The sequence below is a fragment of the Salmonella sp. 32070601201500089SM genome, assembly GCF_017573605.1.
GTDB lineage: Bacteria > Pseudomonadota > Gammaproteobacteria > Enterobacterales > Enterobacteriaceae > Salmonella > Salmonella enterica.
Genome location: NZ_JAGETK010000009.1, coordinates 111,458 through 136,496, shown reverse-complemented (window position 1 = coordinate 136,496; position 25,039 = coordinate 111,458). Strand labels below are relative to the sequence as shown.

The 25,039-nt window shown below is 53.5% G+C and carries 21 protein-coding genes and 1 pseudogene; 7 read left to right on the top strand and 15 right to left on the bottom strand.

Features of this window, described 5'->3' with window-relative positions:
• Positions 1–7: 7 nt before the first annotated feature.
• From glgA to asd, 5 genes are all read right to left on the bottom strand, one after another.
• The gene (gene glgA / locus J4728_RS15650; RefSeq protein ID WP_208212028.1) at positions 8–1,441 is read right to left on the bottom strand and encodes a glycogen synthase GlgA; all 1,434 of its coding nucleotides are present in this window, start codon (positions 1,439–1,441) and stop codon (positions 8–10) included.
• Complete coding sequence (glgC, locus tag J4728_RS15645; RefSeq protein ID WP_000253995.1) at positions 1,441–2,736, bottom strand: glucose-1-phosphate adenylyltransferase; 1,296 nt, start codon at positions 2,734–2,736, stop codon at positions 1,441–1,443. Before glgC ends, glgA begins: the two co-directional genes overlap by 1 nt.
• A 14-nt stretch (positions 2,737–2,750) precedes the next feature.
• Positions 2,751–4,727, bottom strand: a complete 1,977-nt coding sequence (gene glgX, locus J4728_RS15640; protein WP_000192490.1) for a glycogen debranching protein GlgX — start codon at positions 4,725–4,727, stop codon at positions 2,751–2,753.
• On the bottom strand, positions 4,724–6,910 hold the full coding sequence (gene glgB, locus J4728_RS15635; RefSeq protein WP_000098553.1) for a 1,4-alpha-glucan branching enzyme: 2,187 nt from the start codon (positions 6,908–6,910) through the stop codon (positions 4,724–4,726). The genes glgX and glgB overlap by 4 nt, the downstream gene beginning before the upstream one ends.
• Before the next feature lie 377 nt (positions 6,911–7,287).
• The gene (gene asd / locus J4728_RS15630) at positions 7,288–8,394 is read right to left on the bottom strand and encodes an aspartate-semialdehyde dehydrogenase (protein ID WP_000799937.1); all 1,107 of its coding nucleotides are present in this window, start codon (positions 8,392–8,394) and stop codon (positions 7,288–7,290) included.
• Between the two features lie 126 nt (positions 8,395–8,520).
• On the opposite strand from asd, the pseudogene J4728_RS15625 reads away from it, so the two are divergent.
• Positions 8,521–8,895 (top strand): annotated as a pseudogene (locus J4728_RS15625) (MarC family protein); the annotation flags it as partial.
• Here J4728_RS15625 and gntU read toward each other — a convergent pair.
• The 5 genes from gntU to J4728_RS15600 all read right to left on the bottom strand — a co-directional run bounded on the left by gntU (position 8,818) and on the right by J4728_RS15600 (position 13,808).
• A complete protein-coding gene (gntU, locus tag J4728_RS15620; protein WP_000105950.1) occupies positions 8,818–10,158 on the bottom strand; it encodes a gluconate transporter in 1,341 nt (446 codons plus the stop codon). The pseudogene J4728_RS15625 and the gene gntU overlap by 78 nt on opposite strands.
• Entirely contained in the window at positions 10,155–10,688 is a 534-nt protein-coding gene (gene gntK / locus J4728_RS15615) for a gluconokinase (RefSeq protein WP_023238369.1), read from the bottom strand. Before gntK ends, gntU begins: the two co-directional genes overlap by 4 nt.
• Positions 10,689–10,826: 138 nt before the next feature.
• On the bottom strand, positions 10,827–11,822 hold the full coding sequence (gene gntR, locus J4728_RS15610) for a gluconate operon transcriptional repressor GntR (protein WP_208212026.1): 996 nt from the start codon (positions 11,820–11,822) through the stop codon (positions 10,827–10,829).
• Positions 11,823–11,951: 129 nt separating this feature from the next.
• Positions 11,952–12,647: a pirin family protein gene (locus J4728_RS15605; RefSeq protein WP_000639789.1), complete on the bottom strand. Its 696-nt coding sequence runs from the start codon at positions 12,645–12,647 to the stop codon at positions 11,952–11,954.
• A gap of 123 nt (positions 12,648–12,770) precedes the next feature.
• Positions 12,771–13,808 (bottom strand): oxidoreductase, encoded by a 1,038-nt coding sequence (locus J4728_RS15600; RefSeq protein ID WP_208212024.1) that lies wholly within the window; start codon positions 13,806–13,808, stop codon positions 12,771–12,773.
• 467 nt (positions 13,809–14,275) lie between these two features.
• Between J4728_RS15600 and yhhY the strand changes: the two genes are divergently transcribed.
• The 5 genes from yhhY (at position 14,276) to J4728_RS15575 (ending at position 19,076) form a co-directional block, all read left to right on the top strand.
• On the top strand, positions 14,276–14,764 hold the full coding sequence (gene yhhY / locus J4728_RS15595; RefSeq protein WP_001290277.1) for an N-acetyltransferase: 489 nt from the start codon (positions 14,276–14,278) through the stop codon (positions 14,762–14,764).
• A 264-nt stretch (positions 14,765–15,028) separates the two neighbouring features.
• Positions 15,029–16,243 carry a PfkB family carbohydrate kinase gene (locus J4728_RS15590; RefSeq protein ID WP_000667440.1) on the top strand — a complete coding sequence of 405 codons (1,215 nt, stop codon included), beginning with the start codon at positions 15,029–15,031 and terminating at the stop codon, positions 16,241–16,243.
• A 15-nt stretch (positions 16,244–16,258) separates the two neighbouring features.
• Positions 16,259–17,020 carry a glutamine amidotransferase gene (locus J4728_RS15585; RefSeq protein ID WP_001066509.1) on the top strand — a complete coding sequence of 254 codons (762 nt, stop codon included), beginning with the start codon at positions 16,259–16,261 and terminating at the stop codon, positions 17,018–17,020.
• Between the two features lie 53 nt (positions 17,021–17,073).
• Positions 17,074–18,045, top strand: a complete 972-nt coding sequence (locus tag J4728_RS15580; RefSeq protein WP_001038948.1) for a DMT family transporter — start codon at positions 17,074–17,076, stop codon at positions 18,043–18,045.
• Positions 18,042–19,076 carry a phosphotriesterase gene (locus tag J4728_RS15575; protein WP_001522156.1) on the top strand — a complete coding sequence of 345 codons (1,035 nt, stop codon included), beginning with the start codon at positions 18,042–18,044 and terminating at the stop codon, positions 19,074–19,076. The genes J4728_RS15580 and J4728_RS15575 overlap by 4 nt, the downstream gene beginning before the upstream one ends.
• Before the next feature lie 44 nt (positions 19,077–19,120).
• On the opposite strand, the gene ggt is transcribed toward J4728_RS15575, so the two are convergent.
• Complete coding sequence (ggt, locus tag J4728_RS15570; RefSeq protein WP_023193921.1) at positions 19,121–20,863, bottom strand: gamma-glutamyltransferase; 1,743 nt, start codon at positions 20,861–20,863, stop codon at positions 19,121–19,123.
• Positions 20,864–20,988: 125 nt separating this feature from the next.
• On the opposite strand from ggt, the gene J4728_RS15565 reads away from it, so the two are divergent.
• The gene (locus J4728_RS15565; protein ID WP_000826041.1) at positions 20,989–21,405 is read left to right on the top strand and encodes a DUF2756 family protein; all 417 of its coding nucleotides are present in this window, start codon (positions 20,989–20,991) and stop codon (positions 21,403–21,405) included.
• Between the two features lie 12 nt (positions 21,406–21,417).
• Here J4728_RS15565 and ugpQ read toward each other — a convergent pair whose 3' ends face one another.
• From ugpQ to ugpA, 4 genes are read right to left on the bottom strand one after another with little or no spacing between them, the layout of a single operon-like run.
• Positions 21,418–22,158, bottom strand: a complete 741-nt coding sequence (ugpQ, locus tag J4728_RS15560; protein WP_202099980.1) for a glycerophosphodiester phosphodiesterase — start codon at positions 22,156–22,158, stop codon at positions 21,418–21,420.
• A complete protein-coding gene (locus J4728_RS15555) occupies positions 22,155–23,225 on the bottom strand; it encodes a sn-glycerol-3-phosphate import ATP-binding protein UgpC (RefSeq protein ID WP_000907838.1) in 1,071 nt (356 codons plus the stop codon). The genes ugpQ and J4728_RS15555 overlap by 4 nt, the downstream gene beginning before the upstream one ends.
• A gap of 1 nt (position 23,226) precedes the next feature.
• Positions 23,227–24,072 carry a sn-glycerol-3-phosphate ABC transporter permease UgpE gene (gene ugpE, locus J4728_RS15550; RefSeq protein ID WP_000572196.1) on the bottom strand — a complete coding sequence of 282 codons (846 nt, stop codon included), beginning with the start codon at positions 24,070–24,072 and terminating at the stop codon, positions 23,227–23,229.
• Positions 24,069–24,956 carry a sn-glycerol-3-phosphate ABC transporter permease UgpA gene (gene ugpA, locus J4728_RS15545; RefSeq protein ID WP_208212022.1) on the bottom strand — a complete coding sequence of 296 codons (888 nt, stop codon included), beginning with the start codon at positions 24,954–24,956 and terminating at the stop codon, positions 24,069–24,071. The genes ugpE and ugpA overlap by 4 nt, the downstream gene beginning before the upstream one ends.
• Positions 24,957–25,039 lie beyond the last annotated feature (83 nt).

Below are 25,039 nucleotides of genomic sequence, written 5' to 3'. Positions count from 1 at the left end.
TGGATGACTATTTCAAGCGATAGTACAGCTCGCGGTATGATTTCGCGGCAACTTGCCAGCTAAAATCCATCGCCATCGCCTGCCGTTGTACAAACCGCCAAAGCGAAGGCCGTGACCACAACACAAAAGCACGCCGAATCGCGCGTAGCAACGACCAGGCGTTACTGTCTTCGAAGACAAAACCGCTGGCGATACCGTCCGCCAGATTTTCCAGCGAACTGTCGGAGACCGTATCGGCCAACCCCCCGGTACGCCGCACCAGAGGCAGCGTGCCATACTTTAAGCCATATAACTGCGTTAAGCCGCACGGTTCGAAACGACTGGGCACCAGAATAACGTCCGCGCCCCCCATAATGCGATGCGAGAAAGCTTCGTGATAGCCGATCTGTACGCCAACCTGCCCTGGGTGTTCCGCCGCCGCCGCGAGGAACCCTTCCTGAAGCACCGGATCGCCCGCGCCGAGTAGCGCCAACTGCCCGCCCTGCTCCAGCAGCCCCGGTAACGCCTCCAGCACCAGATCCAGACCTTTCTGGTTGGTCAGACGGCTTACCACGGCGAACAGCGGCACTTTGTCGTTAACCTTCAACCCCATCGCAATTTGTAGCTGACGTTTGTTTTCCGCCTTCTCTTCCAGGGTATCGCGCGTGTAGCGCGACGCCAGCAGCAGATCGGATTCCGGGTTCCAGATCTTCTCATCCACGCCGTTCAGTATGCCGGACAAGCGCCCTTCCAGATGACGCTGACGCAGCAGGCCTTCCATACCATAAGCAAACTGCGGTTCAGTAATTTCACGCGCATAGGTCGGGCTCACCGCCGTTATATGGTCGGCATAGTACAAACCGGCCTTCAAAAAGGAGAGTTGTCCGTTGAACTCCAGCCCATGCATATTAAAGAATGACCACGGCAGTTCGATGTCATCCATATGCTTTGCATAAAACATGCCTTGATAGGCCAGGTTGTGTACGGTAAAGACCGATTTCGCCGGCCGCCCGCGCGCCGCCAGATAGGCGGGCGCCAGCCCGGCGTGCCAGTCATGGGCGTGCACCACGTCGGAGCGCCAGAATGGATCAAGTCCGCAGGCCATTTCACAGCCGACCCACCCTAACAGGGCAAAGCGCAGCACGTTATCGGTATAGGCATATAAATTCGTATCGTGATAGGGACTGCCTGGACGCTCGTACAGATGCGGCGCGTCGATCAGATAAATGCCCACGCCGTTATAATGCCCGAACAGCAGCGATATCTTACCTGCGAAAGTATCGCGGCGGCTCACCACATGCGCGTCGGATATCCCCCGACGGATATCGGGAAATCCTGGAAGCAGAACGCGAACATCAACACCATCCGCAATTTGTGCCGCAGGCAACGCGCCTATCACATCCGCCAGCCCCCCAGTCTTCAGCAGGGGGAACATCTCTGAACATACATGTAAAACCTGCATTATCGCTCCTGTTTGACCTGCAGTTTGCGCAGCATTTCACGCGTGACCAGTACAATACCTTCTTCTGAACGGTAGAAACGACGAGCGTCCTCTTCCGCATTTTCACCAATCACCATGCCTTCCGGGATAATACAGGCACGGTCAATAACACAGCGACGTAAACGGCAGGAGCGCCCTACCCAAACCTCAGGTAACAACACTGCCGAATCAATATTACAAAAAGAATTTATTCTCACCCGTGGGAAGAGCACAGATTGCACCACCACCGAACCGGAGATAATGCAGCCGCCGGAGACCAGCGAGTTCAGCGTCATACCGTGGCTACCGGAGCGGTCCTGCACGAATTTCGCAGGCGGTAGCGATTCCATATGCGTACGGATAGGCCAGTTCTGGTCATACATATCCAGCTCCGGCGTCACCGAGGCTAAATCCAGGTTCGCCTTCCAGTAAGCTTCCAGCGTACCTACATCGCGCCAGTACGGTTCGGCTTGTGGATCGGACTGCACGCAGGAGAGCGGGAAAGGATGCGCGTAAGCCATACCTTCGCGGGTGATTTTGGGGATAATGTCTTTACCGAAATCGTGGCTGGAAGCGTCATCTTTATCGTCTGCCGCCAGCAATTCATACAGGTAATCGGCGTCAAAAACGTAAATGCCCATACTGGCCAGCGATTTGCTGGCGTCACCAGGCATTGCGGGGGGATTCGCCGGTTTTTCGACAAAATCAATAATCTTGTCGCTTTCATCGACCGCCATCACGCCGAACGCCGTCGCTTCTTTGATCGGCACCGGCATACAGGCCACCGTGCAACGCGCGCCCTTTTCAACGTGATCGATCAACATACGCGAGTAGTCCTGCTTATAGATATGATCGCCTGCCAGGATGACGACATATTCCGCTTTATAGCGACGAATAATATCCAGGTTCTGGGTCACCGCGTCTGCCGTGCCGCGATACCAGTTTTCGCCCTTCATACGCTGTTGAGCTGGCAGCAGATCGACAAATTCGTTCATCTCTTCGCTAAACAGTGACCAGCCGCGCTGAATATGCTGCACCAGCGTATGGGACTGATACTGAGTGATCACGCCGATACGGCGAATCCCGGAGTTCAGACAATTAGATAAGGCAAAATCGATGATGCGGAACTTCCCACCAAAGTGGACGGCTGGTTTGGCGCGTTTGTTCGTTAAATCTTTTAGACGCGTGCCGCGGCCGCCGGCCAGGATTAGGGCAACAGATTTCAATGGCAGCTGGCGCGCCAACATTACACGATCGTTCTTCTCTAAACTCACCATGATTAACTCCTTTTTTATCCTCTCTGGAACACACACAGTCCATGCGCAGGTCCCTGCCAGACCGCCGTTATCACCGGATTATCCTCTCCAGCGAATGGGGGAACGGCGCGCCATTCCCCTTCGGGTAAAACTATATCTGTCACCTCAAGCGTGGCATTTATCGCAATCAGAAAACGGTCCGACAACAGAATTTGCATCAGCTTAGGCCCGTTTTGCCACTCATCCGCACTCAAGGGTTGCGCGTTTTTATTTAGCCAACGCACGTTGCCATCGCCTTCTTCCCACCAGCTATCGCCGGTTAAAGCCGGTATCTGCTGACGCAAACGAATCAGCGCGGCGGTAAACGTGGTTAACCCACGATTTGCCTGCTGCCAGTCCAGCCAGGTTAAGGCATTATCCTGACAGTAGGCGTTATTGTTGCCGTGCTGGCTATGGCCGTGTTCATCGCCTGCCAGCAGCATCGGCGTTCCCTGAGAGAGCAGTAGCGTCGCCAGCAGGGCATGAATGCTGTCGCGCCGCCGCTCCATTAAATCAAGCGGACCGCCTAATCCTTCTTTACCATGATTGTCGCTGTAATTGCTGTTGGTGCCGTCGCGATTTTCCTCACCGTTCGCCTCATTGTGTTTCTGATTGAAACAGACGCAGTCCCGGAGCGTAAAACCGTCATGCGCCGTGAGCAGATTGACAGAGGCGCCGGGCGCGCGGCCATTGCGTTTAAACACATCGCTGGAAGCGGCGAAACGACAGGCAAACTCCCCGGTCGTCAGGTTACGCGGCAACCAGAATCGGCGGGCCGCATCGCGAAAATGATCGTTCCACTCGGCAAACGGTGGCGGAAAATTCCCGACCTGATAGCCGCCCTCGCCAATATCCCACGGTTCAGCAATCAGCTTGACCGTTGATAACACAGGACACGCTTTAATCGCGGCGAACAGCGGCGCATCCTGGCGAAACGTCGGCGTGCGCCCCATGACGGACGCCAAATCAAAACGAAAACCATCGACATGACAGGTTTCCACCCAATAGCGCAAACACTCGCACGCGTATTCCACCACGCCGGGATGGCTTAAATTGAGCGTGTTGCCGCACCCCGTCCAGTTGTGATAATCGCCATCGTCCCTTATCCAATAATAGCTACGGTTATCAATTCCGCGCAGAGAGAAGGTTGGACCGTCCAGATCCAGCTCGGCGCTATGGTTTAATACGATGTCCAGAATGACCTCAATCCCCGCGCGATGCAGCGCTTTCACCGCATCGCGAAACTCGTCCAGCGCAGTCTCGGGCGAACTGGCCCAGGCGGGATGCAGCGCGAACATCGCCATCGGGTTATAACCCCAATAATTGGTCAGCCCCATACGTTGCAGGCGCGGCTCGCTGGCAAACTGCGCCACCGGCAACAGTTCCAGCGCCGTAATGCCAAGCTGTTTGAAGTACGCCACCATGACCGGATGACCGAGCGCTTTATAGGTGCCGCGTATCTCCTGGGGGAGTTCCGGATGCAGGTAGGTAAGCCCTTTGACATGTGCTTCATAGATGACCGTTTTTCCCCACGGCGTGCGCGGCGCGGCGTCATCTTCCCAGTCATAATGGTCGCTGATTACCACGCTTTTCGGCGCCACCGCCGCGTTATCGCGGTAGTCCGGTTCATCGTGTCCGCCGTGCAACAGCGGATGATCTTTTAGTTCGCCCTCGACCCGGCGCGCATAAGGGTCAAGCAGTAACTTCGCCGGATTAAACCGATGCCCCTGCGCTGGTTGCCACGGGCCATGTACGCGATAGCCATAGCGCAAACCTGGCCTGGCGCCTGCCAGATAACCATGCCAGACATCGCCGCGACGTCCTGGCAGGTCATAGCGACGCTCATTCCCGCGGGAATCAAAAACGCACAGCTCTACGCGCTCCGCATGAGCGGAAAAGAGCGTGAAATTCACGCCATGACCGTCATACGTTGCGCCATGCGGCGTTGCTTCGCCGATCGCAAGCTGCGTCATTCCCCCTCCCGCATCAGCCAGATCGTCGCCAACGGCGGTAACGTCAGGCTAAGAGAGTGCTGACGGCCATGGCTTTCGATCTCATCGCTGTGCACCACGCCGCCATTGCCGGTGTTGCTACCGTGATAATGCATCGAATCAGTATTGAGAATTTCACGCCAGCGTCCCGGCTGGTTGATGCCAAAGCGGTAGTCGTGGCGAGGAACGGGCGTAAAGTTGCTGGCGACGATGATCTCGTTACCGGCTTTATCACGGCGTACAAAAATCAGTACCGAGCGTTCATTGTCATCGACCACCAGCCACTCAAAGCCGTAAGCATCAAAATCCAGCTCATGCAACGCTTTATGGTGGCGATAGGTGTGGTTGAGATCGCGTACCAGACGCTGAACCCCGTGGTGCCAGTTATCGCCCCCCTCCAGCAGGTGCCAGTCGAGGCTGGCGTCATGGTTCCACTCGCGTCCCTGGGCAAACTCATTCCCCATAAATAGCAGTTTCTTGCCGGGGAAGGCCCACATCCAGCCATAGTAGGCGCGCAGGTTGGCGAATTTTTGCCACGCATCGCCCGGCATACGATCGAGAATGGATTTCTTGCCGTGAACCACCTCATCGTGCGACAGCGGCAGAACAAAGTTTTCGGTATGGTTGTACAACATACCAAAGGTCAGCTTGTCGTGATGATACTGGCGGTACACCGGGTCCAGCTTCATGTAGTCCAGCGTGTCGTGCATCCAGCCCAGGTTCCACTTGTACCAGAACCCCAGGCCGCCCGTTTCCGGTGGACGCGTCACGCCAGAGAAGTCTGTCGACTCTTCCGCCATGCTGACCGCGCCGGGCACCTGCTCGCCAATAATGCGGTTGGTATTACGCAGAAACTCAATGGCTTCCAGGTTTTCACGACCGCCGAACTCGTTCGGTATCCACTCGCCCTCTTTGCGGCTGTAGTCGCGGTAGATCATAGAGGCCACCGCATCGACACGCAGCGCATCAATCCCAAAACGCTCCATCCAGTACAGGGCGTTGCCCACCAGATAATTACTGACTTCACGACGACCATAGTTGTAGATCAGCGTATTCCAGTCCTGGTGATAGCCCTCGCGCGGGTCGCTGTGCTCATAGAGGTGGGTGCCGTCAAACTCCGCGAGGCTAAATTCATCGGACGGGAAATGGCCCGGCACCCAGTCGAGAATGACGTTAAGGCCCGCCGCATGGGCCGCATTGATGAAATAGCGGAAGTCGTCCCGCGTACCAAAGCGGCGGGTCGGCGCGTAGAGTCCGGTCGGCTGGTAGCCCCAACTGCCGTCAAACGGATGTTCGTTGACCGGCAAGAGTTCAAGGTGAGTAAAGCCCATCCATTTGGCGTAAGGCACAAGCTGATCCGCCAGCTCACGATAGCTCAGCCAGAAATTGTTATCCGTATGGCGGCGCCATGAACCTAAATGCACCTCATAAATCGAGATCGGCGCATCAAACTGATTGGCTTTTTGTCGTTCTTCGCTTGGCGTCACTTTCTCCGGCAGTCCGCAAATCATCGACGCCGTTTCCGGACGCATCTGCGCCTCAAAAGCATAGGGATCGGCTTTAATGCGCAGATTACCATTCGCATCAAGCAGCTCGAATTTATACAGTTGTCCATTATGCGCGCCGGGGATAAACAGCTCCCAAATACCGCTCTCTTTGCGCAGACGCATCGGGTGGCGACGCCCATCCCAATAGTTGAATTGCCCGACAACCGAAACGCGACGAGCATTAGGTGCCCAGACGGAGAAACGGGTGCCGGTGACGCCATCCATCGTATCGGCGTGCGCGCCCAGCGTTTCATAAGGACGCAGGTGGGTGCCTTCCGACAATAGCCAGGCATCCATTTCCTGTATTAATGGACCAAAACGGTAAGGATCGTCGATGAGGTTCTGCTGTCCGTGCCAGGTCACGGCGAGCTGATAGCGAAAGAAATTTTTACGTCGGGGTAAAACGCCGCAGAAAAAACCGCGAGCGTCGAGACATTCCAGTTTGCCGACTTTACGTCCGGTTTTGGGTTCAATCACCCATACGTCGGTGGCGTCAGGTAAGAGGGCGCGAACTTCTAGTCCGGCTTGGGTCTGGTGCATTCCGAGTACGGAAAAAGGGTCCGCAAAATGTCCTGCAATTAGCGCATTAATCACGTCTCTATCGATACGACTGGACATGGTTTGTCATCCTGTTTTGTGGCGTCACTCCATCTCACTGAATTCAACATCAGGTAGTGACACTTCTTTGACCTGAACGGCGCAGCACACTGTGCATCCTATCTGCGTCGTCCTACCTTCAGGTTAGGCTTAATACCCGTGGGATTAAGCTACCCTTAAAGAATAGCCAATGCTCTGCTTAACTCCTGATAAAAATGAAACATCTGCGTTTACTCCTGTATTACGCAAAAAAAAGGGTGACGATGCACCCTACATATCAATCTGACGTCTGCTTGCCGACTACGCCTTATCTGGCGGATATTGCTGGATGGCGGCGCTGACGCGCCTTATCCGGCCTACAGAACCACACGCAGGCCCGATAAGCGCTGCAATAGCCACTACGCCAACTGGCGCAGCATTCGACGCAGCGGCTCGGCGGCGCCCCATAACAACTGGTCGCCTACGGTAAACGCCGACAAGAACTCTGGCCCCATGTTCAGCTTACGCAGACGACCAACCGGCGTAGTCAACGTGCCGGTCACCGCCGCCGGGGTTAATTCGCGCATAGTGATATCACGATCGTTCGGCACCACTTTCGCCCACGGATTATGTGCCGCCAGCAGTTCTTCCACCGTCGGAATGGATACCTCTTTTTTCAGCTTGATGGTGAACGCCTGGCTGTGACAGCGCAGCGCGCCGACGCGCACACACAAACCATCAACCGGAATCACAGCGGCAGTATTGAGAATCTTGTTGGTTTCCGCCTGGCCTTTCCACTCTTCACGGCTCTGGCCGTTATCGAGCTGTTTGTCGATCCAGGGGATCAGGCTTCCCGCCAGCGGTACGCCAAAGTTATCAACCGGCAGCTCGCCGCTGCGGGTCAATGCCGTAACTTTGCGTTCAATATCAAGAATTGCGGAAGACGGCGTCGCCAGTTCATCGGCGACATGGCCATACAACTGACCCATTTGGGTTAACAGCTCGCGCATATGGCGCGCGCCGCCGCCGGAGGCGGCCTGATAGGTCGCGACGGATACCCAGTCAACGAGATTATGGGCAAAGAGACCGCCCAGCGACATCAACATCAGGCTAACGGTACAGTTACCGCCCACAAAGGTCTTCACGCCATTGTTCAGGCCGTCGGTAATCACGTCCTGGTTGACCGGGTCGAGAATAATAATGGCATCATCTTTCATGCGCAGCGTAGAAGCCGCGTCAATCCAGTAACCCTGCCATCCGCTTTCGCGCAGCTTTGGATAAATTTCGTTGGTATAATCGCCGCCCTGGCAGGTCACGATGATATCGAGCGCTTTTAGCGCATCCAGATCAAAAGCGTCCTGTAGCGTGCCGGTGGAGGTGTCGCCGAAGGTGGGCGCCGCCTGTCCAAACTGGGAGGTAGAAAAGAAAACAGGGCGAATAGCGTCGAAATCGCGCTCCTCTACCATGCGTTGCATGAGAACAGAGCCGACCATTCCGCGCCAGCCGATAAAACCAACATTTTTCATAGCGTTTTTTTCCTGCAAAGAGATGTGCTGTGTATGCGCGCCAGTATCCTGTGGCGCATCCTTCACCATACAAAAAGCAGCCAAAGTCGCAAGTGAAATTAATCAATGATAGCGAAGCCATCAGTAATGCGACTTATCCTGCCTTACCGCGCAAGCAGAAAGTCCAGTGGCGATTATCAGGGAATTTGCGTTAGGAAGGGAATCATTTCCGTCGCTGTTTTATTGATCCTAATTATGGATCAGCGTAGAAATTTGCCTGCTTTTATGCGCGTACTGAAACATGGCGAGGCAAAATGTCGTTGGGCGATTGCCATGCACACCTCAATAAAAAAACCGGGTAGCGATTACGCCTTACCCGGCTTACGGTATCGATATGTGCCCGTTTCCAGGCCCGGTAAGCACAGCGCCACCGGGCAACAAGACTCAGCTCAGCAGTTGGAAAGCAATCATCCCGACAATCGCGCCGACCGTGCCGAGGATAGTTTCCATCATCGTCCAGGTCTTCAGCGTCTGCGCTTCGGTCGCGCCGGTAAATTTACCGAACAGCCAGAAGCCGGCGTCGTTAACATGAGAAACCACAATTGAACCGCCGGCGATACAGATAGAGAGCGCCGCCATCTGCGCGCCGGAGAAATTCAGTTGCTCTATGACCGGCATCACCAGACCGACCGCGGTTAAACACGCCACGGTCGCGGAACCCTGAATGATGCGCACCGCCGCCGCCAGCACAAAGCAGGTAATGGCAATCGGCAGTCCCATACCGGTTAACGCTTCGCCCAGCGCCGGGCCGACGCCGGAGTCAACCAGTACCTGTTTGAACACCCCGCCTGCGCCAATCACCAGCAGGATAATGCCCGCTGGTTGCAGCGCGTGGCCGCAGATTTCCATCACTTTGTCTTTCGGCATCCCCTGGCGCATCGCCAGGCCGTAAATCGCTACCAGACAAGCGACCAGAATCGCAGTGAAGGGGTGGCCGATAAACTCAAACCATTCATAAGCGGTGGAACCTTCCGGCACAAAGCGCGCGGCGATCGTTTTCAGTCCTACCAGCACCAACGGCAGCAGGATCAGCGACAGGCTGAAGCCGAAAGAAGGCATTTTGCCTTCGCCCAGATGCGGCTCGGTAATGTCGTCAGGAATACGCAGCTCAACGTAACGGCTGATAAAATTCCCCCACAGCGGCCCGGCGATAATCATGCCAGGAATGGCGGCGCACAGCCCAATCAGGATCATCCAGCCGAAATCAGCATGCATCTGGGAAGCCAGCAGCATCGGCGCAGGCCCAGGCAACAAAAACGCCGCGGCTGCCGCCACGCCCGCAAACAGCGGAATGACCAGCTTCACCAGGTTTGTGCCTGTATGACGCGCCATAGAGAACGCCACGCTTATCAGCAGCACAATCGCCACTTCAAAGAACAGCGGAAGCGCGCAAATCAGCCCGGCCAGGCCAATCGCATAGTGCGCGCGGTTATGGCCAAAGGATTTAAGCATCTTGACGGCTATCTGATCGACCGCGCCGGTTTCATGCAGAATCTTGCCGAACATCGCCCCCAGCGCGACCACAATCGCCAGGAATCCCAGCGTGCCGCCCATCCCTTTTTCCATGGTCGCGGCGATTTTATCAAGCGGCATCCCTGAAAAAAGCCCCGCGCCCATCGAGACGACCATTAACGCGACGAAGGCGTGCATACGCGCCTTCATCACCAAAAACAGCAGCAGTAAGACGGAACCGACGGCGGTTAAAACCAGTGTTAATGTACTCACAGCGTACTGCCTTTATTGATGACCTCAATGGTGCTCGCCACGACGCCTTCCAGCGGCTGGTCGATATCCACCACCAGAACATCGCGTTCGTCGGCACCCGGCTCTTGCAGCGTTTCAAACTGCGTCACCAGCATCTGGGTTTTGAAGAAATGACCTTTGCGCGCTTTCAGACGGCTTTCAATGACGTCGAAATCACCTTTCAGATAGATAAAGGAGAGGTTCGGGTTTCCCTTGCGCAGCAGGTCGCGATAGTGTTTTTTCAGTGCGGAACAGACGATCAGCGAGATTTTATTGGTTCGCTGCATCGCGAAAGCGGCGTCGTTCAGCGCCTGTAACCACGGTTTGCGGTCATCATCATTCAACGGCTCGCCGGAAGCCATTTTTTCAATATTGCAGCGCGGATGCAGAAAATCGCCGTCCAGAAACGCGGCATGAAGCTGATGCGCCACGGCGCTTGCGACAGCGGATTTACCGCTGCCTGATACGCCCATCAGAACGTAAACGTGGTGATCATGATTAGTCGTGCTCAAAGCGGGCCCCCACTCTACAAGTTGCAAAATTTGTTACGGGTAACTGTTATCGGTAACATTGTCCAACCGCACCATTCACGACGCAATGACCATTCGTGCCAAAAGTGAATAAGTGTGAGCTACTTCAAAGTTGTCAGACTAAATAGATCCGCCCGGTGACAAGGTGAAACCTAAATCTAACATTTTTGGCGTGACCATTTCGCCGCGAATGCGAGCCAACAGGCGTTCCGCGCCAATGCTGCCCATTCGCTCGCGCGGCGTCAGGACGCTTGCCAGACGCGGTTCCATCACCTGGCCGATGTCATGACCGTGGAACCCGGCGATCGCCATGTCGTCCGGGATTTTTAGCCCCAGGCGCTGGCATTCGAAGGCCGCCCCCACCGCCAGGTCATCGTTGGTACAAAAAATACCGTCAAGCTGTGGGTATTCACGTCGCGCCTGGCGCATGAGTTCGATACCGGAAGAGTAGGATGAAGATTGCTCCATCATCACACTGTAAGGAACCAGGCCTGAGTCCCGCATCGCCTGTTCATAACCCTTCTGCTTGATGATAGTACGTTCGTCGAGGCGCGCCCCCAGATAGGCGATATGACGATGACCACGCGCGATAATCGCGGCGGTCATCTGACGGGCGGCCTCGAAGTTGTCAAAACCAACGGCAATATCGAGACACGGCGACTGGCTGTCCATCAGTTCCACCACCGGAATCCCGGCGACTTCGATCATTTTTAAGGTGCGCGGCGTATGGGTACGCTCAGTGAGGATCAGGCCGTCGATATTCCAGGAGAGCATCGATTCCAGGCGCTCCTGCTCCATCTCCGGTTTATAGCCGTAGTGCGCCAGCATGGTCTGATACCCGTGCGCGTCGGTGACAGCCTCAATGCCGCGTAACACTTCCGCAAAGACCTGGTTGGTTAAAGACGGCAGCAGAACGCCAATGGCGCGGCTGGTGGCGTTGGAAAGAATGTCAGGCGCGCGATTAGGAATGTACCCGAGCTCATCAAGCGCAGCCGCAATTTTACCCCGCAGCGCGACGGAGACCTGCTCCGGATTACGCAAAAAACGGCTGACCGTCATTTTGGTCACGCCCACGCGGTCGGCTACATCCTGAAGTACGGGTCTTTTCTTTTTCATCGTCCTGAAAGGTATAAAAGGGATAGATTTGCCCAGTTTACCACGGACGTGCGGAATTAATGACAAACGATGAAAAGCCGGATGGCAACGCTTTCGCGTCTTATCCGGCCTACAAAAGGTTACAGCACGTTAGACTGGCGGCAGGTCAAACAGTAACACTTCGCTGTCGCTGTCGGCATGAATCGAGATTGCCTGCTCATCCCAAATCGCCAGGCCATCGCTGGTGGTGGCTTTAGTACCGTTAATAGTCACGTTACCTTTTACCACCTGTATCCAGACGCGGCGCTCAGCGGCAATCTGATGCACCGACTGCTCATCTTTGAGCAGCGCCCAGCGGTACAGCTCCATATCCTGGTGGACCTTCAGCGAACCATCGCGAGCATCTGGCGAAAGCACCAGTTGCTTGCCCTGCGCGGCGTCGAAGCGACGCTGTTCGTAGCGCGGCGTGATGCCGGTTTCTTGCGGAATGATCCAGATCTGGTACAGCCGCAGACGATCCGTTTTGCTCGGGTTGTACTCGGAGTGGCGAACGCCGGTCCCGGCGCTCATAATCTGGAATTCACCGGCCGGAACCTGTTCTTTATTGCCCATACTGTCCTGGTGTTCTACGGCACCTTCCAGCACATAGGTCAAAATTTCCATGTCTTTATGCGGATGCGTGCCGAACCCCTGGCCTGCGTCGATCACATCGTCGTTAATCACACGCAGCGCCGAGAACCCCATAAAGTTCGGATCGTAATAATCGGCAAAAGAAAAAGTATGCCAGGAGTCAAGCCAGCCATGATTCGCATGACCGCGGTCGTTTGCTTTGCGTAAGTAGATCATTGTGTTCATCCCCAGATGTTTTCGATGGAATAAGTGTGGACTCATTCCGTCCGGGATCATAGAGGGTGAAAATTGACTCCTCTGTTCAAAAAATATGAATAAGCGCAGAGGAGTCTGTAAGGGCTATTTAGCGAGGGTTATCGTCGCAGGCGATGCCTGTTCGAAAGCACGCTCGAGGATTTCCAGATTGGTAAGAACTTCAGATTCCTTGACGTAATTAGGCGTACCGACGGTCAACGTCTGGTACAGCGCATCATAGACGCGACCATAGTCACCCGTTTCCGGTTTCACCTCTTCTTTCACGGTCACGCCGTCATCGTTAACATATTCCAGCACGCCGACGGATTCGTCAGCGGCGAAACCGGGTTCACCGGGCATAATGTTCGCTTTCAGGCTGGTTTCTTGTTGATCGATACCGTATTTCACAAACGAACCTTTGGTGCCGTGAACAATAAACTTCGGATAGTCGATTTTCACCAGATGGCTGGTTTTAACGATAGCCTTCAAATCGCCATAAAACAGTTGCGCTTCAAAGGTGTCATCCGGATTCGCTTTATTACGCAGGCTACGAATGTCATACGCGACATGATCCGGGCGGCCAAATAGCGAAATAATTTGATCCATGGTGTGGACGCCAAGTCCATAGAATGCGCCGTCCTGCGGCAGGCCCGGTTTGGTTTCTGCTACCGGGCGGTAATAATCGAAATGGCTTTCAATTTCGACAATCTTGCCCAGTTTGCCGCTCTCTATCGCTTTTTTAGCCGTGAGAAAACAGGAATCAAAACGACGATTCTGATACGGCGTAACGGTCAGTCCTTTGCTTCGCGCCAGGTCGAACAACACTTTTGCCTCCGCCAGCTTCGGCGTGAAAGGTTTCTCAACCAGCACATTTTTACCCGCTTCCAGCGCGCGTTTGGCGTATTCGAAATGGCTGTCAGCATGCGTACAGACGATCACCAGCTTTACCTGCGGATCGCCCAACACCTCATCCAGATCGTTGGTGAAGTGAATATGTGAATACTGTGGCGCCTGCTCTTCCGGTTTAGCGTGACGACGGAAAATATGCGCGACATGCCAGGTATCTTTCTGATTCAGAACATAGGGGAGATGGTAACGGGTGGTGCTTTTGCCGAATCCAATAAATGCGCAGTGTAAGGTCATGAGACGATCCTTTTGAAGATGATTGTTTACACCATAGCGCAAAGCGTGAGGAGACTGAATGTTGGATTCTTTGCCGGATGCGGCGTTGCCTTTTTGGGCCTACAAAAGCAGATGCCTCAAGATCGGGCGTAAGTGGCGCAGGCAGATTATTCACGGCAAGCGCGCAGGGCCCGGAGCGTACTAAATGTACGTGAGGAGCACGAGCACTTCCCGGGGACAAAATGACAAGTAAGCCAGGCTGAAACAAAACCCAAAAAAAAAGCCAGCAAAAGCTGGCCAAAATAATACTGGAAGCAATGTGAGCAATGTCGTGCTTTCAGGTTCTCCGTAGGGGTTCCCCTGAATTCAAGGCAATAATAATCATTCTCATTCGCACTTGTCTACTTCTTTTTGCAAAAAAATGCAGTTGACGGAATTTTCTTTCTCAGCGAGTGTAAATACACAATTACCCCTGCAGGAGATAAGGAATGAGTGAAATAGTGATACGCCACGCTGAACCGAAAGATTACGACGCCATTCGTCAGATCCACGCCCAGCCGGAGGTGTATCACAACACGCTACAGGTTCCTCATCCTTCCCTCGAAATGTGGCAGGCGCGGCTAACCGAGCAAGCCGGGGTTAAACAACTGGTTGCCTGCATTGACGATATTGTCGTTGGCCATCTTTCTATTCAGGTCACCCAACGTCCCCGTCGCAGCCACGTGGCCGATTTTGGTATCTGCGTGGATGCCCGGTGGCACAATCGTGGCATTGCCAGCGCGCTGATCCACACCATGATCGACATGTGCGACAACTGGCTGCGCGTCGAGCGTATTGAGTTAACGGTGTTTGTTGATAACGAGCCCGCGGTGGCGGTGTATAAGAAGTACGGCTTTGAAATCGAAGGCACCGGTAAGAAATACGGCCTGCGCAACGGTGAGTACGTTGATGCGTACTTTATGGCGCGCGTGAAATAGCGCTTCCCCGCCCCACCCTGTGGGGCGAAACGTCACAAACCTTCACAACATCCCAATTATTGCAACCTACTTCCCCTATATCAAAACAATAACCACCTGAATTTCATGGTTATTGCCGCTTTAAGCTTTATCACCGTTTTTTCCGTAATTTTAGCAATATTAATATTACATTTTTGTTTTTTTTTGGTTTCTGCCATCACTTTATGGTGACAATCACAACAATATACTCCTCCCGGGACTAATTTAACCACGGTGAGGTAAAAAATGAAATTTGAACGCCATCATAGAATATTGAAGGAACTCAGTATTTCGGGAGTTGTAAAAGTTTCAAATCTGGCGAAAAGTCTCAAGGTAACAAAGGAAACTATTCGTTCAGATCTCAATGAACTTGCCGGACAGGGATATCTTACTCGCTGTCATGGTGGTGCATTTATTACCCTTGATTCTCTTGATAACGTCGCAAAAAATGAAATTGCTTATGTGCTGGAAAAATATGAATCAGCGCAGAAAATAAAAAAAGGTCTCTCTGCCATGAAAAATAATGTATGTGTTATTGGCTCGTTCAATGTTGATATCATCAGTTATCTACCGAGATTACCCTCAACGGGAGAATCATTGCTGGCCGATAAATTTATTTTTTCACCCGGCGGTAAGGGATGTAATCAGGCATTAGCAGCAAGCTATGCCGACTCTGATGTGCATTTTATTACTAAAGTCGGCTCAGATCATTTTAGTGATTACGCCATTAATTTTATAAACTCATCAAAAATCCATAAAAGTGTTATCTACCAGACCAAAGAAACACAAACAGGTACAGCAACCATCATGGTGAATGGAGATACCGGAGATAACGTCATCGCTATCTACCCTGGCGCCAACATGACAATTTCCCCTGATGAAATCACCATTCAGAAAGAAGCCATTGTTCATTCAGATATTGTTCTTGTCCAACTGGAGACGAATTACGAAGCGCTGCAGCAAACAATTCGTCTCGCACAAAAAAATGACATACCGGTCATCATCAATCCAGCGCCGTACAATGACATGGTTAACACCATCATTGATAACATTGACTATATTACGCCAAATGAAACGGAAGCCGGCCTGCTGGCCAATATGGCGGTTAATGATATCGAATCAGCCAAATGCGCGGCCAAAATTATTCACCAGAAAGGCGTCAAAAATACCATTATTACGTTAGGTAGCAAAGGTTCGCTTGCTTATGATGGCACACAATTCATCTATTCCCCGGCATTTCCGGCGGTTGTAAAAAATACTGCGGGAGCGGGTGACGCTTTCAATGGCGCACTCGCATCTGGTCTTGCAAAAGGAAAGTCACTGGCATCCGCATTGTGCTACGCCAGCGCATTTGCCTCACTTGCGGTTGAAACGCCTAATGCCTCTGATATGCCGGAAAACGACTCCGTTCTTCATCGTATTCAGGGTTCACATTACAAACAAACTATCTCTACTCACTAAATCAAGGAGCAGACTATGAACAATACGCAGAAAAAACTAAAGGTGCTCTTTATTGGAGAATCCTGGCATATTCATATGATTCATTCAAAAGGTTATGACAGTTTCACCTCCAGTAAATATGAAGAAGGCGCTACATGGTTACTGGAATGCTTGAGGAAAGGCGGCGTTGATATTGATTACATGCCTGCCCACACAGTACAAATTGCCTTTCCAGAGAGTATTGACGAATTAAATCGTTACGATGTGATTGTTATTAGCGACATTGGTAGTAATACCTTCCTGTTGCAAAACGAGACATTTTATCAGCTAAAAATAAAACCAAACGCTCTGGAGTCCATTAAAGAGTACGTCAAAAATGGCGGTGGACTACTCATGATTGGCGGCTATCTGTCGTTCATGGGTATTGAGGCAAAAGCCAATTATAAGAACACCGTTCTTGCTGAGGTTCTGCCAGTTATTATGCTTGATGGCGATGACCGGGTAGAAAAGCCCGAGGGTATCTGTGCTGAGGCTGTCTCACCTGAACATCCTGTTGTTAACGGGTTCTCAGATTATCCGGTATTTCTTGGATATAACCAGGCCGTCGCCAGAGACGATGCCGATGTCGTATTAACAATAAATAATGACCCATTGTTAGTGTTCGGTGAATACCAACAGGGTAAAACCGCCTGCTTTATGAGTGACTGCTCCCCACACTGGGGAACCCAGCAGTTTATGTCATGGCCGTTTTATACCGACCTGTGGGTCAACACGCTTCAATTCATCGCCAGAAAATAAAAAACAATGGAGTAACGAAAGTTACTCCTTTTATAAAATATAAGGATTGATGTATGAACAAGAATAAGTACTCAACCCCCTTACTGATGCTTGCCACCATCTTAGCCGGTATGCTTTCCCCGATGCAGTCTGCCGTTAATGGGCAGTTAGGACATTGGTTACAAGACGGTAATGCTTGCGCAGTAATCTCGTTTGCCAGCGGTCTGGTCGTCATGTTTTTTATTATTATTGCGCGCAAAGAAACACGCCAGCAATTCGCCTCAATCCCTACTCTGATTAAAAAGAGAAAAATCCCGCTATGGAATTGGTTTGCAGGATTATGCGGGGCGATGGTCGTATTTTCTGAAGGCGCATCCGCCAGCGCGCTGGGCGTTGCCACCTTTCAAACGGCATTAATTTCCGCTCTGCTTCTTTCCGGCCTGCTGTGCGACCGTTTTGGCATCGGTGTGGAGGAGAAGAAATATTTTACGCCATGGCGCATTACTGGCGCATTATTCGCCGTTATCGCCACCATTTTTGTCGTGTCGCCACAGTGGCACTCAACCTCGTTTATCCTGCTCGCTATCCTCCCCTTTTTGGCAGGGTTACTCGCTGGCTGGCAGCCTGCGGGAAATGCGAAAGTCGCCGAGGCAACGGGCTCCATGCTGGTGTCCATTACATGGAACTTCATCGTCGGCTTTTGTGTCCTGGGCGCGGCGCTGGCGATACGTATCGCATTAGGCCATGTCACCATTCAGTTACCCGATACATGGTGGATGTATCTCGGTGGTCCGCTGGGTCTGCTGTCCATCGGGCTAATGGCGATTCTGGTGAGAGGCTTAGGGCTATTGATGCTGGGCGTAGCGTCAACAGCAGGCCAACTGCTTGGCTCAGTGCTAATTGATGAATTGATCCCTTCATTAGGCAATACGGTCTACCTGGTCACCATCATCGGTACGCTGTTCGCGTTAGTCGGTGCGATTGTGACCACCATCCCTGAATACAGAGCATCCAAAATGGCGCAAAGAATAGAGGTGTCAGAATGAAAGGTTTCCTGCAAACCGTAACAGGCCCGGTGGCGCATACGGATATGGGGCTGACGCTACCGCATGAACATCTGTTTAACGATCTGTCTTCGGTCGTAGACGAGCCACATTATGCTTTTTCACAGCAACTGGTGGGAAAGAAAGTCAGTGCTGACCTGCAGTGGGGGCTGAAACACGACCCATACTGCTGCGCCGATAACATGGACCGCAAAGAGATTGATGATGTTATCTTCGAAATCAATAATTTTATGTCTTTAGGCGGCAGGACGATTGTCGACGCCACCGGATCAGAATCCATTGGACGGGATGCCTCAGCGCTGCGAGAAGTTGCCTTAAAAACGGGTTTGAATATCGTTGCGTCATCCGGACCTTATCTGGAGAAATTTGAAAGCACCCGGATCCATAAACCTGTTGAGCTGTTAGCCTCACTCATTGATAAAGAACTGAATCAGGGTATTGGCGAGACGGATATTCGCGCTGGCATGATCGGTGAAATCGGCGTATCCCCCGCGTTTACCCAAGCGGAGCGTAACAGCCTGCGGGCAGCGTCTCTGGCACAATGTAACAACCCCCAAACGGCAATGAATATCCATATGCCGGGGTGGCTGCGGCTGGGGGATGAGGTGCTGGATATCGTGCTGGAAGAAATGAACGTCTCTCCGGCAAAAGTCTCGCTGGCGCATTCGGACCCTTCAGGAAAAGATGTCGTCTATCAACGTAAAATGCTCGACCGTGGCGTATGGCTTGAATTTGACATGATTGGTCTGGACATCACCTTCCCAAAAGAAGGTGTCGCGCCGGGCGTTCAGGAGACCGCAGATGCAGTAGCGAATCTGATTGTACTGGGTTACGCCGACCAAATCGTTTTAAGCCATGATGTTTTTCTCAAACAGATGTGGGCGAAAAATGGCGGAAATGGCTGGGGGTTTGTCCCGAATGTCTTCCTCGCCTATCTGGCTGCTCGCGGAGTAGACAACGATACTCTGCGCAAGCTTTGTATTGATAATCCAGCCCGATTACTCACGGCATAATCTGCAAATAGCCCGGTGTCTGACACCGGGCCTGGAATTAAAAATCAGTATCCCGCCGTTAAATCATCCACCGAACGCGGGTCAGACGCACCGTACAGTTCGCCATCCGGGCCAACCATAATACTTTGGGTACTGCCCATCGCTTCTTTCAGCGCCACTTTCTGCCCTTTCTGTTCCAGCAACTTCAGCGTATCGGGACTGAAGCCCTTTTCTACCCGCAGTTCGTCCGGCAACCATTGATGATGGAAACGCGGCGCGTTGGTCGCTTCCGCGACGTTCATGCCAAAATCAATGCTGTTCACTACCATTTGCAGCACAGTAGTGATGATTCGACTCCCGCCAGGACTGCCGGTCACCAGCCAGGTTTTGCCCTCTTTAACGACGATAGTGGGCGACATCGACGACAGCGGACGTTTTTTTGGTTCGACCGCGTTAGCATCGCCGCCCACCAGGCCATAAACATTAGGTACACCGGGTTTAGCAGAAAAATCATCCATTTGATTATTCAGCAGAATACCGGTATTTCCCGCCACAATTCCTGTGCCGAAGGTGGTGTTCAGGGTATAGGTCACCGCCACAGCATTGCCGTCTTTATCCACCACCGAGAAGTGGGTGGTCTGGTTGCTTTCATACGGGGCGAGCTTGCCCGGTTTTATCTGGCTGGAAGGTTTGGCCTTGTTGATATCAATTTGATCGGCCAGCGTTTTCGCATAGGCTTTGTGGGTCAGCGCCTGCCACGGCACTTTCACAAAGTCCGGATCGCCCAGATACTCTGAGCGGTCAGCGTAGGCGTATTTTTCCGCTTCCGCCATGATTTGCATGGCATCGGCGCTGCCAAAGCCGTACTTCTTCATGTCGAAGTTTTCAAGAATATTAAGGATCTGTACGATGTGAATACCGCCCGAGGACGGCGGCGGCATGGAGAAAACCTGATACCCGCGATAGTCACCGCTGATTGGCGTACGCTCAACGGCTTTATAGCTGGCTAAATCCTCTTTGGTCATCAGACCGCCGTTCTTCTGCATTTCCCCGGCAATCTGGTCGGCAATCGCCCCTTTATAAAACGCAGCCGGGCCGTTTTCGGCAATCATTTCCAGGCTTTTCGCCAGATTCTTCTGGACCAGCTTATCGCCTTTTTTCAGCGGCTCGCCGTCTTTCCAGAAAATGGCTTTGCTGTTCTCATGGTTGGGGATCACTTCGCTGCCGTAAGTTTTTAAGTCGTCGGCCAGCGCATCGTTAACCACAAAACCCTCTTCCGCCAGCTTCATCGCCGGACGCACCACTTTATTCAGCGGCATCGTGCCGTATTTCTCCAGCGCCAGCGAGAACCCCGCCACAGTACCCGGCGTACCGGATGCCAGATGCGACGTCAGCGACTTTTTCGCATCGGCGTTACCCTGATCGTCGAGGAACATATCACGGGTCGCGCCAGCAGGCGCCATTTCACGAAAATCGATCGCCGTGGTAGCGCCATCTTTAGTGCGCAGCAGCATAAATCCTCCGCCGCCCAGATTCCCGGCTTGCGGATGCGTGACAGCCAGCGCATAGCCCACGGCGACGGCGGCATCCACGGCATTACCGCCCTGCTTTAAGATATCCACGCCAACCTGCGTCGCCATTGCATCCACGGACGCCACCATCCCTTGCGTCGCCCGCACAGGATGAAAGACATCTTCTTCAACACCATAGGAGACTGGCGGCGCGACGGGAGGATTGGCCACCGCGCTAAACGTCCCCCCGGCCAGCAGAGCGGCGATCGCCACCCAGCGCATAAACGTTGGTTTCATCGTTGTTTTTCTCCAGATAAATGGGTGTATGTCCCGTTTAATCCTGGCCCACAACGCTTAAAAAATCATCATCATGGCGAAATAGAGGTACACTTAAAAAGAGGCCTCATCGGGAGGAGACGACAATGAAACGCTTACTACTTATTACGGCTTTGTTACCCTTTGCTGTATTGGCCCAGCCAATTAACACTATGAATAATCCTAATCAGCCAGGTTATCAGATTCCCAGCCAGCAGCGTATGCAGACGCAGATGCAAACGCAGCAGATTCAGCAGCAGGGTATGTTGAAACAACAGATGCAAACGCAGGCGCGCAGCCAGCAGCAAAATCTACAGTCGCAGTTGAATGCCAATACGCAGCGGGTTCAGCAGGGACAGCCGGGCAACGGTATGCTCGGTCAGCAAACGCTGCCCAATACGCAGGGCGGAATGCTCAGCGGCAGCGGAAATCCGGACCGGATGCTAAACCATTCCCAGCCAATGTTGCAGCAGGACAGCGGGACGCCGCAGCCTGACATCCCGCTGAAAACCATCAGCCCTTAAAACTGACGGCCCTTAAAACTGAAAGTGAGGGCCGATGTCATCAATGCGATCGGTGCAGATACAATCCACGCCCCAGCGCAGCAGCTCTACCGCCCGCTGGGGCTGATTGACGGTATACACCAGAATCCGCAGACCCGCGGCTTTAATCTCTTGCACTCGCGTCTCATCGAGTAATTTATGGTTGAGATGGAGGGAAACACAGCCCAGACGGGTCGTCAGTTCACGCCAGTCTTCACGCCATTTATCCAGCAGTAACCCGCGCGGCAGTTCAGGTGCTGCCGCCTGCGCCGCTTCCAGCGCCTCTATCTCAAAGGAAGAAAGCAGCGGCGGCGTCATCCCGGCCCACAGTTCGCGGGCGGCCAACGCCACGACGCGTCCTGTTAGCCTTCCGCTCCCCGTTGTCGGTTTGATCTCAATATTCGCCATCATGCCGTGTTTACGGCAGCGCTCCGCCACCTGCGAGAGCAACGGCAGCGGCTCGCCTTTAAATTCGCCGCTAAACCAACCGCCAGCGTCCACACGCAATAAATCCTGCCAGTTCAACTCGCCCGCCACGCCCCAACCATTGCTGGTGCGCTCCAGGTTATCGTCATGCAGCAGGAAAATTTCGCCGTCTTTCGACAGCTTGGCATCAAACTCAATCATGGTGTGCCCGTATCGCGCGCCCACGTCAATCGCCGCCAGAGTGTTTTCCGGCGCCAGTTTACCGCCGCCGCGATGGGCGACAATGTGGGGATAAGGCCAGTTACTCATACACGTTGTCCTGTTTCGCCATCAAAAAGATGCCGCTGATGTTCCGGCAGATGCAGCCATAGCGTACTGCCCGCCGCCGGGCGCTGCTGATGCGCCAACCGCACCACCAGTTTCTGATCGCCCCAGCGCCCATGCGCCAGATTATCCGCGCCCAGAATCTCCAGCGTATCTACCGTTAGCGGCACGCCGCCTTCCGCCTGCGAGCTTAACGCAATATGCTCCGGTCGGATACCCAGCGTCATGTTACGTCCGGCATGACCCCGATAGTCCGCACCTATCGGTAACGCCAGACCGCCAGGCAATTCGAAACGGTCGCCGGAAGCGCTGATAACGCCATCCAACAGGTTCATCGCCGGGCTGCCGATAAAGCTCGCCACGAAGCGACTGGCCGGTTTTTCATATACCTCTACCGGCGTGCCAATCTGTTCTGCGACACCTTTATTCATCACCATCACCCGCTGGGCCAGCGTCATCGCCTCTACCTGATCGTGAGTAACATAGAGCGAGGTGGTACGAAGACGACGATGCAGATGCTGTAACTCCAGACGCATCTGCACGCGCAGCTTGGCGTCGAGGTTAGAGAGCGGTTCGTCGAATAAGAAGACTGCCGGCTCGCGGACGATCGCGCGCCCCATTGCCACGCGCTGCCGTTGACCGCCGGAAAGCTCGCGTGGACGGCGTTTAAGCAGGCCGTCCAGCTCCAGAATGCGCGCCGCCTCCCGCACGCGTTCTTCAATATGCGCTTTGCTCATACCGCGAATTTTTAGTCCCCACGCCATGTTCTCCTCTACGCTCATATGGGGATAGAGAGCATAGTTCTGAAATACCATCGCGATGCCGCGATCTTTGGGCTCCATCTCGGTGACCCGTTTGCGATCAATCCAGATATCGCCGCTGGTCACGCGTTCCAGACCAGCCACCATCCGCAACAACGTTGATTTGCCGCAGCCGGACGGCCCGACCATCACGATAAATTCGCCATCCGCCACGTCCAGCGTCAGCGGTTGAATGACTTGGGTTTTGCCGTCCCAGCTTTTGGTTACTGCCTGTAGTTTTAAACCAGCCATTTTATTTCTCACTGTCCACTAAACCACGCACAAACGCCCGTTGCATGGCTAACACAATTACGACCGGAGGGATAAGGGTGAGCAGCATTGCCGCCATCACCTGGTTCCATTGCGTGGTACCTTCGCCGGTGGCGATCATCCCTTTGATACCCGCTACGGCAGTGCCAAGATTCACGTCGGTGATAATCAACAGCGGCCACAGATACTGGTTCCAGCCGTAGATAAAGGTGATGACGAATAACGCCGCCAGGTTGGTTTTTGACAGCGGCAACACGATGTCGCGGAAAAAGCGCATCGGCGACGCGCCGTCAATACGGGCCGCCTCCACCAGTTCATCCGGAAGCGTCATAAAGAACTGACGAAACAGGAAAGTGGCGGTAGCGGACGCCATCAGCGGTAGCGTCAGACCGGCATAGCTGTCGAGCATTTTCAGGTTGGCGATCACTTCCACCGTCGGGAAGATACGCACTTCAACCGGCAGCATCAGGGTGATAAAAATCATCCAGAAGAACAGGTTACGCAGGGGAAAACGAAACCAGACGATGGCGAATGCGGAAAGCATAGATACCGTGATTTTGCCTACCGTAATGCTGAACGCCATAATGAAACTGTTAAGCATCATCAGCCAGAATGGCGCGCTATTAACACCGACGCCGTTGACCCAAATAGTTTTGATATTCTCCAGTAACTGCGTGCCGGGAAGCAGCGTCATCGGCGTCTCAAACACCGCGCGGTCGTCCAGCGTCGCCGCGACAAACGCGACATACAGCGGAAACAAAATGACCGCGATCCCCAGAATCAGCATGGTATGACTGAATATTGTCAGCCCGCGACGATTCTCTATCATTGGTAACGCACCTTACTTTCCACATAGCGGAACTGCACCACCGTCAGAATGATGACGAGGAACATCAACACCACCGACTGCGCGGCGGACGCCGAGAGATCCAGGCCGGTAAACCCTTCGCGATAAATCTTATAAATCAGCGTCGTAGTGGCTTGTACCGGCCCGCCGGCGGTCGCGGCGTCGATCACCGGGAAGGTGTCGAAAAAGGCGTACACCAGGTTGACCACCAGCAGGAAGAAACTGACCGGCGCAATAAGCGGCAAAGAAAGCCGGAAGAAACGACGAATCGGCCCGGCGCCGTCAATGGCCGCCGCTTCCACCAGCGAGCGGGGAATGGATTGCAGCGCGGCAAAGAAGAATAAAAAGTTGTAACTAATCTGCTTCCAGACTGACGCAAATACCACCAGGAACATCGCCTGACCGCTGTTTTGCGCGTGGTTCCAGTCATAGCCGAATTCGCCAAGGAAATGGGTGATTAATCCCCGCCCCGGGTTAAACAGGAAAATCCACAATACGGCGGCGACGGCGGGCGCGACGGCATAAGGCAGCAGCATCAGCGTCTGATAAAAACGGCTGCCGCGCGCCACGTAATCCACCAGGGAGGCGAAAAACAGCGAGACCAGCAGGCCGCTAAACGTGACCAGCGCGCTGAATTTAATCGTCGTCCAGAAGGCGTCGAGATAATAACTGTCGTGAAAAAGCGCGACGAAATTCTCCAGCCCGACAAATTGGCTGGAAAAACCAAACGGATCGACGCTTTGCAGCGAATACCACAGCGCTTCGCCCGCAGGCCAGACAAAGAAAATAACGGTGATAACCAACTGCGGGGCAACCAGTAAATACGGCAGCCAGCGCGAGCGGAACACCGGACGGAATGATGACATGAAGGTTCTTTTCCTGGAAGGTGCCGGATGGCGGTGCAAGCACCTTATCCGGCCTACAAACGCTGTAGGCCTGATAAGCGCAG